The following is a 16455-nucleotide window of genomic DNA, read 5'->3' on the forward strand; positions in this document are numbered from 1 at the left end:
GTCTGACATGCGTGTCAGCACAAATTGCTGAGGCGCCGGCTTCCCGCCAAAGCAGTCTCGCAACATGATTTCACGCATCCCGCCTCACGCAGCCGCATCAAGCCCCTGCGCCGGCACATAGTTGAGTATAGGGCCGAGCCAGCGCTCGACCTCGGCAAGCGGCATGGCCTTGCGCCTCGCGTAGTCCTCGACCTGGTCGCGTTCGACCTTGGCCACGCCGAAATAATAGCTTTCGGGATGCGACAGGTAGATACCGGAGACGGAGGAGCCCGGCCACATCGCAAAACTTTCGGTCAGGCTCACGCCGGCATTGCGCTCGCCGTCGAGCAGGCGGAAAAGCGTCGCTTTCTCGGTGTGATCGGGCTGCGCCGGATAGCCGGGCGCCGGGCGGATGCCGCGATAGGGTTCGCCGATCAGCTCGTCCGGCGCCAGATCCTCGTCCGGCGCATAGGCCCAGAACTCCTTGCGCACGCGTTCGTGCAGGCGCTCGGCGAAGGCCTCGGCGAAACGGTCGGCCAGCGCCTTGACCATGATGGACGAGTAATCATCGTTCGCCCGCTCGAAGCGCTCGGCGATCACCGCTTCCTCGATGCCGGCGGTAACGATGAAGCCGCCGAGATAATCGGCCCTGCCGCTGTCCAAGGGCGCGACGAAATCCGAGAGGGCGACGTTCGCCTTACCGTCGCGCTTGGTCAGCTGCTGACGCAGCGTGAAGAAGGTCGCCAGTTCCTGCGATCGCGCGTCGTCCGTAAATAGCTTGATATCGTCGCCGACGGCGTTGGCCGGCCAGAAGCCGATGACGCCCTTCGGGGCGAACCATTTTTCCGCGATGATCTTGGCCAGCATCGCCTGGGCGTCCTCGAAGAGCTGGCGTGCCGCCGGCCCCTGGGCCTCGTCGTCGAGGATTTTGGGATAGCGGCCTTTCAGCTCCCAGGTCTGGAAGAACGGCGTCCAATCGATATAGCGCGCCAGCTCGGCCAGATCCCAGCCTTCGAAGATTTTTAGGCCGAGGAAGGAGGGCTTCGGCGGCGCGTAGGCCGACCAGTCGATCCGGTGGGCGTTGGCCCGCGCCTTGGCGAGCGGCAGGCGCTGCTTGTCGGCTTCGCTGCGCGCATGCGCATCGGCAACCTTCTTGTATTCGGCACGAACCTTGTCGACATAGCCGTCTTTGGTCTCGTTCGACAGGAGTGCCGACACCACGCCGACCGCGCGGCTGGCATCGGTGACGTAGACCGTCTGGCCCCTGATATAGCGCGGATGGATCTTTACCGCCGTATGCACGCGGCTGGTCGTCGCGCCGCCGATCAACAGCGGAATGTCAAAACCTTCGCGCTCCATCTCGGCGGCCATGTGCACCATCTCGTCGAGCGAGGGCGTGATCAGGCCGGACAGGCCGATAATGTCGACCTGCTGCTCGCGCGCCGTCTGCAGGATCTTCGCCGCCGGCACCATGACGCCGAGGTCGATGATCTCGTAATTGTTGCAGGCGAGAACCACGCCGACGATGTTCTTGCCGATATCGTGGACATCGCCCTTCACCGTCGCCATCAGGATCTTTCCGGCGGTCTGGCGCTCGCCGGTGTCGACGCCATTGGCGGCGTTCGCCAGCTTCTCCGCCTCCATGTGCGGAAGCAGGCCGGCAACGGCCTGCTTCATGACGCGGGCGGACTTCACCACTTGCGGCAGGAACATTTTTCCCGCGCCGAACAGATCGCCGACGACATTCATTCCTGCCATCAAAGGACCTTCGATGACATGCAGCGGGCGCTCGGCGGCACGTCGCGCTTCGTCCGTGTCCGCGTCGATGAATTCGGTGATGCCGTTGACCAGTGCGTGCGAAATGCGCTGCTCGACGGGCCAGTCACGCCAGGCGAGATCGCGCTCCTGCGCTTCCTTGCCCGCCGTGCCTTTGAAGCGTTCGGCTAGTTCCAGCATGCGTTCGGTCGCCGTGCCGCCGCCCTTCGGCTGGCGGTTGTTGACGACATCCTCGCAGGCTTCGCGCAGTTCGGGATCGATGGTGTCGTAAACGGCTAGCTGCCCGGCATTGACGATGCCCATGTCCATGCCGGCCTGGATGGCGTGGTAGAGGAACACGGCATGCATGGCCTCGCGCACCGGCTCGTTGCCGCGAAACGAGAAGGAGAGGTTCGAGACGCCGCCCGATATGTGGACATGGGGAAGCGTCGCGGTGATCTGCCTGGCGGCTTCGATGAAGTCGACGCCGTAATTGTTGTGCTCGTCGATGCCGGTGGCGATGGCAAAGATGTTCGGGTCGAAAACGATGTCCTCGGGCGGGAATCCGGCCTGCTCGGTCAGCAGCTTGTAGGCGCGGGTGCAGATTTCGACCTTGCGCGCCTGCGTGTCGGCCTGGCCGTCCTCGTCGAAGGCCATGACGACCACCGCCGCGCCATACGCGCGGACGAGCTTCGCATGGTGCAGAAAAGCCTCCTCGCCCTCCTTCATGGAAATGGAGTTGACCAATGGCCTGCCCTGCACGCATTTCAGCCCGGCTTCGATGATCTCCCATTTGGAACTGTCGATCATCACGGGAACGCGGGCGATGTCAGGCTCGGCGGCGATCAGGTTGAGATATTCAACCATCGCCTTCTTCGAATCGATCAGGCCTTCGTCCATGTTGATGTCGATGATCTGCGCGCCGTTGGCGACCTGGTCGCGGGCGACGTCGAGCGCGGCGGCATAGTCGCCCGCCGTGATCAGCTTCCTGAATTTCGCCGAGCCGGTGACGTTGGTGCGCTCACCGACATTGACGAACGGAATCTCGTCGGTCAGCGTGAACGGCTCGAGCCCCGACAGGCGCATCTTCGGTTCGATGTCGGGAACAGCGCGCGGCGGATATTTCTTCACCGCCGCTGCGATGGCGCGGATGTGATCCGGCGTCGAGCCGCAGCAGCCGCCGACGATATTGACCAATCCGTCGCGCGCGAAATCCTCGATCTGCGCTGCCATGAATTCCGGGCTTTCGTCATAACGGCCGAATTCATTGGGCAGGCCGGCATTCGGATAGGCACAGACAAATGTGTCGGCGACGCCTGATATTTCGTCCAGATGCGCGCGCATGGCCTTGGCGCCCAGCGCGCAATTGAGGCCTATCGTGAACGGGTTGGCGTGGCGGACGGAATGCCAGAAAGCCGTCGGCGTCTGGCCGGACAGCGTGCGGCCGGACAGGTCGGTGATCGTGCCGGAGATCATGACCGGCAGATGCACGTCCTTCTCGATGAAGATCTCATTGCAGGCGAATATCGCCGCCTTGGCGTTCAGCGTATCAAAAATGGTCTCGATCAGGATGACGTCGGCGCCGCCGTCGATGAGACCGCGCAGCTGCTCGCCATAGGCAAGGTGCAACTCGTCGAATGTCACGGCGCGGTAGCCGGGATTGTTGACGTCCGGCGACATCGAGGCGGTGCGGTTGGTCGGCCCCAGCGCACCGGCCACGAAACGACGCTTGCCGTCCTGCTGCTCAGCCCTCACCGCTGCCCTGCGCACCAGCCGCGCACCGTCGCGGTTCAGCGCGTAGACCGCATCCTCCATGCCGTAATCGGCCTGGGCGATGGAGGTCGAGGAGAAGGTGTTGGTTTCAAGGATGTCCGCCCCGGCGATGGCGTATTGATAGTGAATCTCCTCGATCGCCTTGGGCTGCGTCAGGATCAGCAGGTCGTTGTTGCCCTGCTGATGGCAGGCGCAATCCGCGAATCTGTCGCCACGGAAGTGGTTCTCGTCGAAGCCCAGCCCCTGGATCTGCGTGCCCATGGCGCCGTCGAGGATGAGGATGCGTTCGCGCGCCGCCGCCGTCAGCGCGGCAAGCACTTCCGAGCCGTCGGGCTTAGCCGCGACAGGGCCGAACAGGTCGTCGAGCGATGAAGGGTTTTGCGACACTTTCAATCCTCAAGGCGACAGTCGCGCTTAAGCGACATAAAGACATCTTTATGTCAGTATACGAGATTTGTGTGCCGCTGTCACCCCTGCCGCCGGGAATGCTACCCGCCGGCGCTACAACGCCGGCTGCGCAGTCTTCGCCGATGCCGCCCTGAGCAGCATCTCGAACAGGTCGCGCGGCTCGTCGGGGTCATTTCCGACAGCAGCACCGGGTAACCGTTGTGGACATCCGCGAGAGAGGGCGCGGCCATCGTCGATCAGGCGATCGCCGACGTGATGGCAGGCAAGGTCTCCGACGCGGACGTCGTTTCGTTCATGATGTGGTAGGGCGGGAGCGACCTCTCGCGTCAGGAGAAGATCTCCGCCAGTTCGTCGACGCTGGTGCCTTCCCTAACTTGCCGCAACTCGACATAGCAGACCGCGGTGGCGATCGACATTACCATTGATGTTACACTCGTCACCAATGCATCCACCACAGCACCCATCACCCCCCATCCAAACAGGGCGGTTGCGGTGCCGAGCGCCAACTGGATGGCAATCACGATAATGATCAGGATAACGAACAGGCCGAACAGCGCCCAGCGGCTTCCCTTGGTCAGATCGCGGCTGCGCGCCATCGAGCCGAACACGCCGAGCCGCTCCTGCACCAGCGCCGGCACCGCGACCGACCAACGCAGCGCCAGCATGATGCCAGGCACAATAAGAAGCATAAGACCGAGGACCACGCCTAAACCAACCAACAGGGCAATGGCGAACGTCGGCAAGAGAAAGGAAACTGCTTTCGCGACGCAGTCACCGAACGACGGCTGCTTGCCATTCAAGTCCTCGATGGTGGCACGCACCAGCGATGCCTGGAGCAACAGCGACAGGATGTAGGAGACCAGCCCGAAGCCTATCGTGATCGCGGAATAGCTCACCATCAAATTCGGTTCGCCGAGAGTGCTCGGGTCGAAGGAGGCAGCTGGGTCCGCGGCGGTAAAGGGTGCCAGCCGGCTCAACGCCCAAAGTTGAAAAACAAGAGTCGGCAAGCCTGAAAACAGCACTGCCAGGCCGAGGCAAAGACCGATATTGCGGCTGATGACAGCAAAGCTGTCGTTGAAAACCCTGCCGATGCGAAACTTGTCCGGCCGTTCCAATGTCGTTGAAACCATGATGCGTCCCCCGCTTGATCACCGCATATCGGCTGGTGATCCCCGCATTAAATGTGCCAACATTGGAGGTCGGCGTCTAGTCCACTTGCAATTGCCGTTGTGCATTGTCAGTGTCGGCTGGGGAACCATAGGTTGCAGGGGAGCGGTTGGCAGTGGCACAGCCAGGCACAGCGGAAGCCGAACGGCTGGCAAAAGCGCATGAGCAGTTGATCTCGGACAAGTCGATCCAGTTCGACCTGCCGGCCTATGTGCCGCCGCAGCCACCCGACTGGCTGAAGCCGCTGCTGGACCTGTTGTCCTCGCTCGGTCCCTACATGATCTATCTGTTCTGGGGGGCAGTGATATCAGGTGCCGCGATCATCCTGCTCCTGGTCTTCCTCGAGATGAAAGGTATCGCCTGGCGCCTGCCGTGGCAGCGCGCGCGTCGCGAAGCCGAGGCGGAGGAAGCATGGCGTCCCGACGCCGGCGCCGCGCAGATCCTGCTGTCGGAAGCCGACGCGCTGGCCGCGCGAGGCGACTATGACGAAGCGGTTCATCTCCTGCTTCGCCGCAGCGTCGCAGATATTGCCGGCCGGCTGCCGGACTTTCTGCGCCCGTCGCTTACGGCGCGCGACATCGCCGCTGCTGCTTCGGTTCCCGCCAAGGCCCGCGCGGCGTTTACCGAGATCGCACGCATCGTCGAAGCCGCATTGTTCGCACGCCGGCCGGTCGGCGCCGAAGGCTGGCGGCAAGCACGCGGCGCCTATGAGCGTTTCGCCTTCCGGGATGCCTGGACATGAGCGCGACGGCCGAACCAGCGGCACAGGAACCGTTCAATCGAAGAACGCTATTCTGGGGCATTTTCGCCAGCCTTCTGGCGGCGGCGGGTTTCTTCCTGCTGTCCACCTATGCGCCCGATTTCCGGCAACCCGGCAATGGCGGCGCCACACCGCTGTCGAAAAGCGGCGTCGGCTATGCGGGCTTGGCGAAATGGCTGCGGCTCACTGGCGAGACGCCAGCCATGGCGCGGACCGAGGATGATCTCGGCACCGACATGTTGCTGATCGTCACCATTTCGCCCGAGAGCGATCCCGCGGCGCTCGACCACATCCTCGAACTTCGGCAGGACCTGGATACCCTCTTCGTGCTGCCAAAATGGCAGACATTGCCGCTGGAGAAACACGAAGGATGGAAGATGAAATTCGGGCGATTGCCCGATGCGGTGGTGAACCAATGGCTCGGCCGGATCGCCAATGCAAAGATCGGCGTCGGCCAAAGCACGGTGCAGCAACTCGACATCGAGGGCCGGCTTGTTGCCGCCCCCGATGAATTGCAGTGGGTGGCGGACGAGCATCCAATCATAGCAGCCGGCAACGACAAGGCTGTGCTCACCGAAGTGGATGGCAAGCCTTTTTATATCCTGACCGACCCCGACCTGATCAACAACGCCGCGCTTGGCAATCCCGACAAGGCGGCAGCCGCGCTCGATCTGATCAGCCGGCTTCAATCCGGAATCAGTCCGTCCCGGTCCAATTTCAAACTGCCCGACCCTGACCAACTCGGCGACGCCGCATCCGAAAATCCAGATAAGAGAGGCCGCGCACAGCCGGTCATGTTCGATCTCACGCTGCATGGCGCGGGGCGAAAATATGATCTTGCCAAGCTCTTGGTCGAACCGCCGTTTCTGGCGCTGACACTGACGATCCTGGCTGCGGCGGCGCTGGCTTTCCTGCACGGCCTCGGCCGTTTCGGCCCACCGCGCGCCGAATTGCGCGCTATTGCCTTTGGCAAGCGCGCGCTGGTGGATACGACGGCGATGCTGTTGCGGCGCGCCGGGCGGCTCGAGGAACTGGGAGGCCGTTATGCGGCCTTGATGCGGGTACGCGCCGGCGCATTGCTGGGAGCGCCGCATGGGCTGCAGGGAGAAGCGCTCGACCACTGGCTCGATTCTCGCGATAAGGACGAGGTCGACGGATTCACCGCGCGTGCGCAAGCCGTCGGCGAGGCGAAAAATCTGACGCAAATGCATGAGGCAGCGGAACAGCTGCACGATTGGACGGCAAGGAGGCTCGGTGAACGTCGATGATGTGAAGGCCCTGGCGACACGGATCAGGGAAGAAGTGGCCAAGGCGATCACCGGGCAGCACGACACGGTCGACCTGATGCTGATCGCCTTGTTCGCCGGCGGGCATATCCTGCTGGAAGGCCCTCCGGGCACGGCCAAGACAATGACCGCGCGCTGCTTCGCCCAGGCCCTGGGTGTCGCCTACGGACGCATCCAGTTCACGCCGGACCTGATGCCTGGCGATATCGTCGGATCGAACATCTACAATTTCCAGACCGGACAGTTCACGCTGACGCGCGGTCCGATCTTCTGCGACCTTTTGCTTGCCGACGAGATCAACCGCACGCCGCCCAAAACACAGGCAGCACTTCTGGAGGCGATGCAGGAGCATGCGGTCACCTTCGACGGCACCACGCATTCGCTGGGCCGCAACTTCATGGTGGTCGCGACCCAGAACCCGATCGAGCATCAGGGCGTCTATCCCCTGCCCGAGGCGCAACTCGACCGCTTCCTGTTCAAGCACCGGGTCAGCTATCCCGGCCCCGAGGAGGAACGGGCCATCATCATCCACCATGGCGGCGGCTCCGCCTCGCACGACATCGGGCAATACGGCATCAAGGCCCAGGCGGACCGCAAGACACTGGAGAAGGCGCTCGAAACCGTCGGCTCCGTCACACTTGTCGACGACGTCGTCGGCTACATCGCGGCGCTGGTGCGCGCCACACGCGACACCGCCGATTTGGAGGTTGGCGCCAGTCCACGCGCGGGCGCCATGCTGGCCAGGGCGGCACGGGCGCGGGCGACGCTGGACGGGCGCGCCTATGTGATCCCCGACGACGTCAAGGCGCTGGCGGTGCCGGCGCTGCGCCATCGCGTCATCCTGTCCCCGGCCGCGCAGATCGATGGCCGGCTGGTCGAGCAGATCGTCTCCGACCTGGTCGATCAGACGGAAGCGCCGCGTTGATCTATCCGAGCGGCCGAGCAGTGTGGACGGCAGCGGCGGGCGCGGTGCCGGCCTTCCTGGTCGCGCTGGTGCTGCCGTCGCTCTGGTATCTCGGATTGCTGTGGATCTGCGTGCTCCTCGCCTTCCTGGCGGTGGACGCCGCGGCAGGACGCGGGCGGGCATCGCTGGACGCCAGCCTCCACACGCCGCCGCAGGTCGGCGTCGGCGGCCAATTCATCGTCCATGTCGCCGCCAATTTTGCGAGCCGGACGCGGACCCTGGAGGCGCGCGTCGGCCATGATGCGCGCCTGGCGCCGATGGGCGGAACCGGCGGAGCCCTGGTCCCCACCAGCGACGGCGGATCGCTCGACCTTCGGTTTCAGGCGCTACGGCGCGGCATCGCCAGCTTCGATCGTCTGTGGGTGCGCTGGCGCGGGCCGTTCGGACTGGTCTGGAACCAGGCCGTCCTGCCGATGGAAAGCAAGGTGGCAGTGTTGCCCGACGTCCGCAGCGCCCGCGACCAGGCGATCACGCTGCTGCAGCGTGACGCCCTGCCCGACGGGCATGCGCAGCGCCGGGCCGGACAGGGCCGGGAGTTCGAGGCGCTCAAGGACTACCAGCCCGGCATGGGCCGGCGGATGATCGACTGGAAGCGCAGCGCCCGCCACGGCAGGCTTCTGGCACGCGAGTTCCGCATCGAGGAGAACAACAACATCGTGCTGGCGATCGACAGCGGACGCCTGATGTGCGAGCCGGTCGACGGCGTGCCGAAGGTGGACCGGGCGGTGGCGGCCGCCATGCTGTCGGCGTTCGTTGCGCTCAAGGGCGGCGACATGGTCAGCCTGTTCGGCTTCGATGCGCGGCCGCGCGTCGCCAGCGGCGCGGTGCGCGGCTCGGCCAGCTTCGCGATGATCCAGAAGCGGGCGGCAGAGATCGACTATTCCAACGAGGAGACCAATTTCACCCTGGCGCTGACCACGCTTGCGGCACGGCTCGACCGACGCTCGCTGGTGATCATCTTCACCGACTTCGTCGATCCGATCAGCGCGGAATTGATGCTGCGCACCGTCGGTCGGCTCACCGAGCGGCATCTGGTGCTGTTCATGATGATCAGGGATGTCGAGCTGGAGAGCTTGGCCGACATGCCGCCTTTGTCCGGCGAGGATGTCGCCCGCGCCGTCGTCGCCGGCGGGCTTTTGCGCGAAAGGCAGGTCGTCATCGGCCGGTTGCGGCTGCTTGGTGCGCATGTGATCGAAGCCGACCATCAAAGGCTGGGGCCGGCGCTGGTCGAGCGCTACCTGCAGCTCAAGCGGGAGGATCTGTTGTGAGCGCGCCAGTACCCGGCGATGCGGTACGCGGTGATGCCGTACGCCAGTCGCTGGCCAGCTTCCGCCGGGAGCGCGAGGCCGACTGGAAGGCGTTCGAGACGCTTCTCGCCCGCGTCGAGAAACGCGCGCCGCGGGCGCTGTCGGAAGAAGAACTGCTGTCGCTGCCGCTGCTCTACCGTTCGGCATTGTCTTCCCTTTCGGTGGCGAGAGCGACATCCCTCGACAGCGCGCTGATAGCCTATCTCGAATCCCTGTCCCTGCGAGGATATTTCTATCTCTACGGGGCACGCCGCGGACTACGGCAGCGTGTTGGCGATTTCTTCCTGCACGACTGGCCCGGCGCCATCCGCGACTTGTGGCGCGAGACGCTGGTGTCGGTGGCGCTGATGTTTGTCGGCATCGGCGCCGGCGCCTGGCTGGTAGCGTCCGACAAGGGCTGGTTCGACGCGATCATCCCGTCGGGGCTGGCCGCCGGCCGTGGCCCAGACGCTTCTGCCGAGCTGCTCCGCACGATGCTCTATGATGGCGACAACGGCTTTCTCTCAGGCTTTGCCGCTTATCTTTTCACCCACAACGTCCAGGTCGCAATCCTGGCCTTCGCCCTTGGATTTGCCTTCGCCGCGCCGACGGTGCTGCTGATGCTGTTCAACGGCTGCATGCTGGGTGCGCTGTTCCAAGTCTATTGGGCAAAGGGGCTTGGCATGGAACTTGGCGGCTGGCTGGCCATTCACGGCACCACCGAATTGTTCGCCATCGCGCTGGCCGGCGCTGCCGGCATGCGCATCGGCACGCGCATCGCCTTTCCCGGCGAGTTGACCCGCATGACGGCAGCGGCCCATGCCGGACGCGTCGCGGCGACCGCGATGGTCGGCGTTTCGGTCATGCTGCTGTTTGCCGGACTGCTCGAGGGTATTGGCAGGCAGACAATCACCAGCGATGCCACCCGCTATGCCATTGGCGGCGGCATGCTCGCACTGTGGATCGGCTATTTCTACCTGTTCCAGATGGTGCGCAATGGCGACCGCTAGACGCTCCGCGCTGGCGACAATGCGATCGCTGATCACGCCTGAAGGTGTCGATCTCCAGATAAAGCTGGCCGACGCCGGCACACGGGCTGCCGCTTTCCTGCTCGATGTCGTGTTTATCGCCACGGCTGCAATCGCGGTCACGATTGTTGCGCTGTTCGGGGTGAGAGGTCTTGGCAGCGATGAGATGCAGCCGCTTTTCATCGTCTGGATCATCGCGATCTTTTTCCTGCGCAACGTCTATTTCATCGCCTTCGAGGCGGGTCGGCGCGCGTCGACGCCCGGCAAACGGATCGTCGGCATCAGGGTGGCGTCACGCAACGGAGCCGGCCTCTCGGTCGATCAGGTCATCGCCCGCAATCTAATGCGCGAGATCGAAGTCTTTCTGCCGCTGTCGATTATCGCCGGACGGAGTGGGATGGGCGTCGCCGATACGCTGACGACAGTTTTCGGACTGGTGTGGGCACTGCTGTTCGCCCTGTTCCCGCTTTTCAATCGCGACCGCATGCGGATTGGCGATCTCCTGGCGGGAACCTGGGTCGTCGAAGCGCCGAAGCGCACGCTGATGGAGGATCTGTCGGCAAGACAGGATCCGGTCGCCAAGACTTTTCAGTTCAGCCACGCCCAGCTCGATGCCTATGGCATCGCCGAGCTGCACAAGCTGGAGGAAGTGCTGCGCCGCGACGACTATTTCGCGCTGCGGGCGGTGGCTGAAACGATCGGGCGCAAGATCGGCTCAACGCCGCAGGCGCATGACGCCCGCCCGTTCCTAACGGCGTATTACGGCGAGCTGCGAGCCCATCTCGAGCGAAAGCTGCTGCTCGGCAACCGTAAGGCGGACAAGTACCAGCGGTAGCCAACGCCCCACCAACGAGACTGCTATGAACACATCTCTATCCGAGCTTGAACTTCAAGAGATGGAAGCCCGAGTTTCCGCGGCCCAAGCAGGCCCGTGGAAATCATGGGTCGAGGGCCGAGATTTTCTCGGAGGATCGAATTTCATCCAAACCGGCCAAGGGCGGGATCGAGGCGAAGACATCGAAATGACTGGCGGGACGGCTGCGGATCAGGATTTCATGGCCGCCGCGCGTCAGGATGTTCCTCGCCTGATCGCCGAAGTGCGCAGAGTCCGCGCGCTCCTCGATCGAGCAAATTAGAAGGCAGCAAGGCTGCCTCCTACTAACCCACCCATTTCTCGTAGTCGGACACGAGCAGGTGCAGCGGCGCGACGTCCTCGTCGATGTCCGCGAAACGGCCAATCGGTTCGCGGAAGACATTGTCGGTGAGATCGTCGTTGACGGTCGACACCTCGCCGATCAGCACATCCTTGCCTTCGGCCCAGAACGCATGCCAGACGCCTGGCAAAAGCGTGACGCTCTCGCCCGGATCGAGCTTCAGCAGCCCGCCCGCTGGCAGCCTGTGGATGGTTCCGTCGACAGGCACCGATACCTCGGCCTTCGGATCGATGCCGCCATCGCGATCGTGCATGAACAGTTCCAGCACCAGTCTGCCGCCACCACGGTTGATGATGTCTTCGGCCTTGATGTTGTGGCGATGCATTGGCGACAGCTGGTCCTTGCGCGAGATCATGATCTTTTCGGCATAGAGCATGCCCATGCCCTTCTTCATGTCCTCGTAGCGACCGTTGCGAACGGTGAACAGGAAGAGGCCGAGCTCGTCGAACTTGCCCTGGCCGTAGTCGGTGATGTCCCAGCCGAGCCGGGAGGAGAAGATGGCCGACGAATCCTGCCGGCGCGCCTTCATTTGTTCCGGGGTCCAGTAGGCGAAGGGCGGCATGATGTAGCCGAACGAATGGATGAAGGCATCGGCGTCGCGGATGATATCATTGATGGTGGAGCGTTTCATGGTCGTGGTTTCCTTCCCGTCGGCCTAGGCGATCTCCAAACCGAATAGCCGAACGCCGATCCGGTGTCGACGTAAACTGCATGGGCTGGCCTCATGACATCCGGTCCGATCAAGGCCATAACGGCAACCAGTTTTCCTGATGGTGGCATTCCATGCTGAGCATAGACGACCTCGACACGCCGGCGATCCTGATCGATGTCGACCGCGCCGAAGCCAACATCGCGCGGGCGCAGGCCCATGCCAACCGCCATGGGCTGAAGCTCAGGCCGCACATCAAGACCCACAAACTGCCTTACTGGGCAAAGAAGCAGATCGCGGCGGGTGCCGTCGGAATCACCTGCCAGAAGATCGGTGAAGCCGAGGTGATGGCCGATGCCGGCCTCACCGACATTTTTCTGCCTTACAACATTCTGGGCAGGGCCAAGCTGGAGCGCCTCAAGGCGCTGCACGGCCGTGTGACGCTGTCGGTGACATCAGACAGCATGGATACGCTTAACGGGCTCGACGCCACCTTCACCGATCCCGGCCAGCCGCTACAGGTGCTGGTGGAATGTGATACCGGCATGGGCCGCTGCGGCGTCCAGTCGGCCAGCGAGGCGGTCGCATTGGCCAGAGAGATCGACAAGGCCAAGGGGCTCGCCTTCGGCGGGCTGATGACCTATCCGGCGGCAGGCCGCGCTGCCGAGGCCGAGACGCGGCTCGCCGATGCGCGCCAGGCGCTCGCCGCATCCGGCCTTGCCTGCCAACGCATATCCAGCGGCGGCACGCCGGATATGTGGCGCTCAAGCGAGGTTTCGGTCGTCACCGAGTACCGCCCCGGCACCTACATCTATCTCGACCGCTACCAGGTCGCCAAGGGCGTCGGAAGCCTCGACGATTGCGCGCTGACGGTGCTGTCGACGGTGGTCAGCCATCCGACGCCGACACGGGCCATCCTCGATGCCGGCAGCAAGGCCTTGTCCAGCGACACGCTGGGGCTGGCCGATTTCGGCGAATTGCTGGGCGTTCCGGGTGCCACCGTCACCAGCCTCAGCGAGGAGCACGGCAACGTCACGCTTTACGGCGACGCCAGGCTGCGTATCGGCGAGCGCGTGCGCGTCGTGCCCGACCATTGCTGCGTCGTCACCAATCTGTTCGATGAGGTGCATCTGATCGCCGGAGAACGGGTGCTGGAGACGCTGCCGGTGGCGGCGCGCGGCCGCATGGGGTGAGAAGCGGTCTGCGGAGCGGACGGAAAGCCAATTGCTTGGCTTTTCGAGCTTCGAACCCCTGAGCCTGCGAAGGGCCGGGCAAATCTGAAATTAGTCAGACTGATTGCCGTTCTGCCTGCCTCGCCGCAACACGGCGCATGGAAATGACCCGGCGACGTCGGATTTCCGTGCGCATCGCCATCAGATGCAGCGCGAAAAACAGCAAGGTAAAGCCCAGAGCCATTACCAGCAACGGCCGCAACAGGCTGGGATCGATGGTCGGCCCGCCGAGCCGGAACACCGAAGCCGGTTGATGCAGCGTGTTCCACCAGTCGACCGAGAATTTGATGATCGGGATGTTGATGAAGCCGACCAAGGTGATGATTGCGGCGGCCCAGGCGGCGCGCGCCGCATCGTCGAGTGCCCGCGTCAGCGCGATGATGCCGAGATACATCAGAAACAGCACGAACACCGACGTCAGCCGCGCGTCCCACACCCACCAGGTGCCCCACATCGGCTTGCCCCAGATCGAACCGGTGATCAGCGCGAGCGCTGTAAAGACGGCGCCGATGGGTGCCGCCGATTTCAGCGCGACGTCGGCCAGCGGATGGCGCCATACCAGTGTGCCCAACGCGAAAACCGCCATCAGCGTGAAACACATCATGGCCAGCCAGGCGAAGGGCACATGGATATACATGATGCGCACGGTGATGCCTTGCTGGAAATCCTCCGGCGCAGTGAAGCTCATATAGAGCCCAGCGGCCAGGATGAGTGTGGCGATGGTCGCAAGCCACGGCACCACCTTGTCGGCCAAACCGACAAACCGCGTCGGGTTGGCGAAATCCATCCAGCCGCTGAGGCGTGAAGTCAGGTCACTCATGCGGCTTTACATAAACCGGCGATGGGTTTGGAGCAACTACAGCGCCGTGTCGCAGGCGGGCCTTCCCTTCTCCCCCTGTGGGAGAAGGTGGATCGGCGCGTTAGCGCCGAGCCGGATGAGGGGTGCTGGAAGGAGTGAGGCGCGAATGATCCTATCTGCCGTGCGCCTGAATTTCGATTCTGGATGGAGGGTTGCGCTAAGCTGGAGCACCCCTTGTGTCCGACCGAGCTTCGCTCGGCCACCTTCTCCCACAGGGGGAGAAGGGAGAGCCTGGCCGCTCAGGCGGCCTCGTCCGTGATGGTGCGGCTGAGGCGGCGGACTTCCTCGTCGTTGAGCAAGCCGCCGGCGCGCAGCAGGCTGGCGAAGCGGCCATTGCGCATCGACAATTCGGCGAACCCGCCCATTTCGACCACCTTGCCCTTGTCCATGAACACGACCAGATCAGCATCGCGAACGGTGGTCAGGCGGTGGGCGATGATGAAGGTAGTGCGGCCGCGCCGCAATTCGTCTATCGCTTCCTTGACGCGGTCTTCCGTCTCGACGTCGAGCGCGCTGGTCGCTTCGTCGAGCACCAGGATGGGCGAATCCTTCAGCACGGCGCGCGCGATCGCGATACGCTGGCGCTCGCCGCCCGAAAGCTGTCCGCCGCGTTCGCCGACGACCGTATCGTAGCCGTTGCTCTTCGACAGGATGAAATCCTGTGCGGCAGCGGCATTGGCGGCGGCGTGGACCTCATCATAGGTCGCCTCGGCGCGCCCGACGCGAATATTGTCCTCGATCGAGCGGTTGAGCAGGCCAGCATCCTGGAACACGGTGGCGATCGAGTGGCGCAGCGACTTGCGGGTCACCGTGCGGGTATCGATGCCATCGATCAGGATGCGGCCGCTGGACGGCGCAAAGACGCGCTGCAAAAGATTGATGAGCGTGGTCTTGCCTGCGCCCGTCGGACCGACGATGGCGACGGTCTGGCCGGCGTGGACCTCGAACGACACGTCGTTCACGCCCTGCCCCGAATTGGCGAATTCGAAGCTGACGTTTTCAAAACGCACATGACCAGTGATGTTGCCGAGCTCACGCAAACCGTCCGGCTCGGCGGCGTCGGCCGCGGAGTCCTCGAGGCGGTAAAATTCCTCGAGCTTGGCCCTGGCTTCCGAAATCTGGTTGGCGAAGGCCGACATCTGGTCGAGCCGGGCAATCAGCAGCGTCGCAAAGCCGGTAAAGGCGATGACGTCACCGATACGCAATTGGCCATGCATGACCAGGTAGGAGCCGATCAAAAGCACGACCATCATAGAAATGGTCGACGACAGGCGGTGCAGAGCGTTGGCCAAGGCCCACCAGTCGAGCACCGGATACTGGGCATCAAGCAGGTTCTTGACATAGCGCTTCAAGGCGTCGGTCTCATGGCCGATGCGATTGTAGCTCTGCAGCACGGCGACATTGCTGACCGAGTCGCTCACATGCGCGAACACTTTGTGAAAGTGCCGCTCCACGGACGCTTGGCCTTCCCTCGTACGCCGCATCACCAGCCGCCCGATTGCGACATAGAGCGCGCCCAGCGCCAGCAGGACCATCGACATGCGAATATCCATGCTGAGCGCAGTCGGCACCAGCAGAACCAGTGCGACAACGGTGGACAAATGCTGCCTCATGAACTCGAGCCAGAGACTGAACAAGGTCTCGACTGCGCGCAGAAGCGTATGCAGGGAATTGGAGGTGCCGCGCTGATGATGCCAAGCAAGCGGCATGGTGATCACGCGCTCGAATGACTGGCAGAGAACCTCGCTGCGCCGTGCATGGGCAAAGCGGTCGGCGCCGCGCGCCACCAGAACGAAGGCGACGACGTTGAAGACGCCGATACCGGCCCATACGGCGAGCGTCGAAAAGACCGAGCCGCCGTCCGAAATAGCATCGATCACCCGTCCGAACATGATCGGCTCAAGGATGGCGATAATGGCAAGCGCGACATTCGCTCCGCAGATAAACGCTACGCGTTTCCTGTCGGCGGCGAGATAACCAAGCGCTCTCCAGTAGATCTGCAGAAGGGACACTTCAGCTACTCCGGCAAATTGTTATTGTGCACTGCATCATTTTCTGACTCGTACCTGTTGACGTGTCGCGAAACAATGCTCGT

13 protein-coding genes are annotated in these 16455 nt (G+C 63.4%); 8 read left to right on the plus strand and 5 right to left on the minus strand.

The window, feature by feature from the left end:
* Positions 1-84: 84 nt before the first annotated feature.
* Both metH and CIT26_RS31120 read right to left on the minus strand, forming a co-directional pair.
* Positions 85-3894: a methionine synthase gene (gene metH / locus CIT26_RS31115; protein ID WP_095496120.1), complete on the minus strand. Its 3810-nt coding sequence runs from the start codon at positions 3892-3894 to the stop codon at positions 85-87.
* A 347-nt stretch (positions 3895-4241) separates the two neighbouring features.
* Positions 4242-5045, minus strand: coding sequence for a glycerophosphoryl diester phosphodiesterase membrane domain-containing protein (locus tag CIT26_RS31120; protein WP_095496121.1), 804 nt, complete (start codon positions 5043-5045; stop codon positions 4242-4244).
* A gap of 152 nt (positions 5046-5197) precedes the next feature.
* Here CIT26_RS31120 and CIT26_RS31125 point away from each other — a divergent pair, with 152 nt between their 5' ends.
* The 7 genes from CIT26_RS31125 to CIT26_RS31155 are packed head-to-tail and all read left to right on the plus strand — an operon-like array spanning position 5198 to position 11542.
* Positions 5198-5824: a DUF4129 domain-containing protein gene (locus CIT26_RS31125; RefSeq protein ID WP_245319628.1), complete on the plus strand. Its 627-nt coding sequence runs from the start codon at positions 5198-5200 to the stop codon at positions 5822-5824.
* Positions 5821-7110 (plus strand): DUF4350 domain-containing protein, encoded by a 1290-nt coding sequence (locus CIT26_RS31130; protein ID WP_095496123.1) that lies wholly within the window; start codon positions 5821-5823, stop codon positions 7108-7110. Before CIT26_RS31125 ends, CIT26_RS31130 begins: the two co-directional genes overlap by 4 nt.
* The gene (locus CIT26_RS31135) at positions 7097-8053 is read left to right on the plus strand and encodes an AAA family ATPase (protein ID WP_095496124.1); all 957 of its coding nucleotides are present in this window, start codon (positions 7097-7099) and stop codon (positions 8051-8053) included. Before CIT26_RS31130 ends, CIT26_RS31135 begins: the two co-directional genes overlap by 14 nt.
* On the plus strand, positions 8050-9360 hold the full coding sequence (locus CIT26_RS31140; protein ID WP_095496125.1) for a DUF58 domain-containing protein: 1311 nt from the start codon (positions 8050-8052) through the stop codon (positions 9358-9360). The genes CIT26_RS31135 and CIT26_RS31140 overlap by 4 nt, the downstream gene beginning before the upstream one ends.
* Complete coding sequence (locus tag CIT26_RS31145; RefSeq protein WP_095496126.1) at positions 9357-10388, plus strand: stage II sporulation protein M; 1032 nt, start codon at positions 9357-9359, stop codon at positions 10386-10388. Before CIT26_RS31140 ends, CIT26_RS31145 begins: the two co-directional genes overlap by 4 nt.
* Positions 10375-11241 (plus strand): RDD family protein, encoded by an 867-nt coding sequence (locus CIT26_RS31150; RefSeq protein WP_095496127.1) that lies wholly within the window; start codon positions 10375-10377, stop codon positions 11239-11241. Before CIT26_RS31145 ends, CIT26_RS31150 begins: the two co-directional genes overlap by 14 nt.
* A 25-nt stretch (positions 11242-11266) precedes the next feature.
* The gene (locus CIT26_RS31155; protein WP_167391603.1) at positions 11267-11542 is read left to right on the plus strand and encodes a hypothetical protein; all 276 of its coding nucleotides are present in this window, start codon (positions 11267-11269) and stop codon (positions 11540-11542) included.
* A gap of 22 nt (positions 11543-11564) precedes the next feature.
* Here the strand turns inward: CIT26_RS31155 and CIT26_RS31160 are convergent, their stop codons facing one another.
* Complete coding sequence (locus CIT26_RS31160) at positions 11565-12251, minus strand: D-lyxose/D-mannose family sugar isomerase (RefSeq protein WP_095496128.1); 687 nt, start codon at positions 12249-12251, stop codon at positions 11565-11567.
* A 152-nt stretch (positions 12252-12403) separates the two neighbouring features.
* On the opposite strand from CIT26_RS31160, the gene CIT26_RS31165 reads away from it, so the two are divergent.
* A complete protein-coding gene (locus CIT26_RS31165) occupies positions 12404-13462 on the plus strand; it encodes a D-TA family PLP-dependent enzyme (protein WP_095496129.1) in 1059 nt (352 codons plus the stop codon).
* Between the two features lie 94 nt (positions 13463-13556).
* On the opposite strand, the gene CIT26_RS31170 is transcribed toward CIT26_RS31165, so the two are convergent.
* Both CIT26_RS31170 and CIT26_RS31175 read right to left on the minus strand, forming a co-directional pair.
* On the minus strand, positions 13557-14321 hold the full coding sequence (locus CIT26_RS31170) for a heme ABC transporter permease (RefSeq protein ID WP_095496130.1): 765 nt from the start codon (positions 14319-14321) through the stop codon (positions 13557-13559).
* A 278-nt stretch (positions 14322-14599) separates the two neighbouring features.
* Positions 14600-16372 carry a glucan ABC transporter ATP-binding protein/ permease gene (locus CIT26_RS31175; protein ID WP_095496131.1) on the minus strand — a complete coding sequence of 591 codons (1773 nt, stop codon included), beginning with the start codon at positions 16370-16372 and terminating at the stop codon, positions 14600-14602.
* Between the last annotated feature and the right edge of the window lie 83 nt (positions 16373-16455).

Origin of the sequence: Mesorhizobium temperatum (assembly GCF_002284575.1) — a bacterium.
GTDB lineage: Bacteria > Pseudomonadota > Alphaproteobacteria > Rhizobiales > Rhizobiaceae > Mesorhizobium > Mesorhizobium temperatum.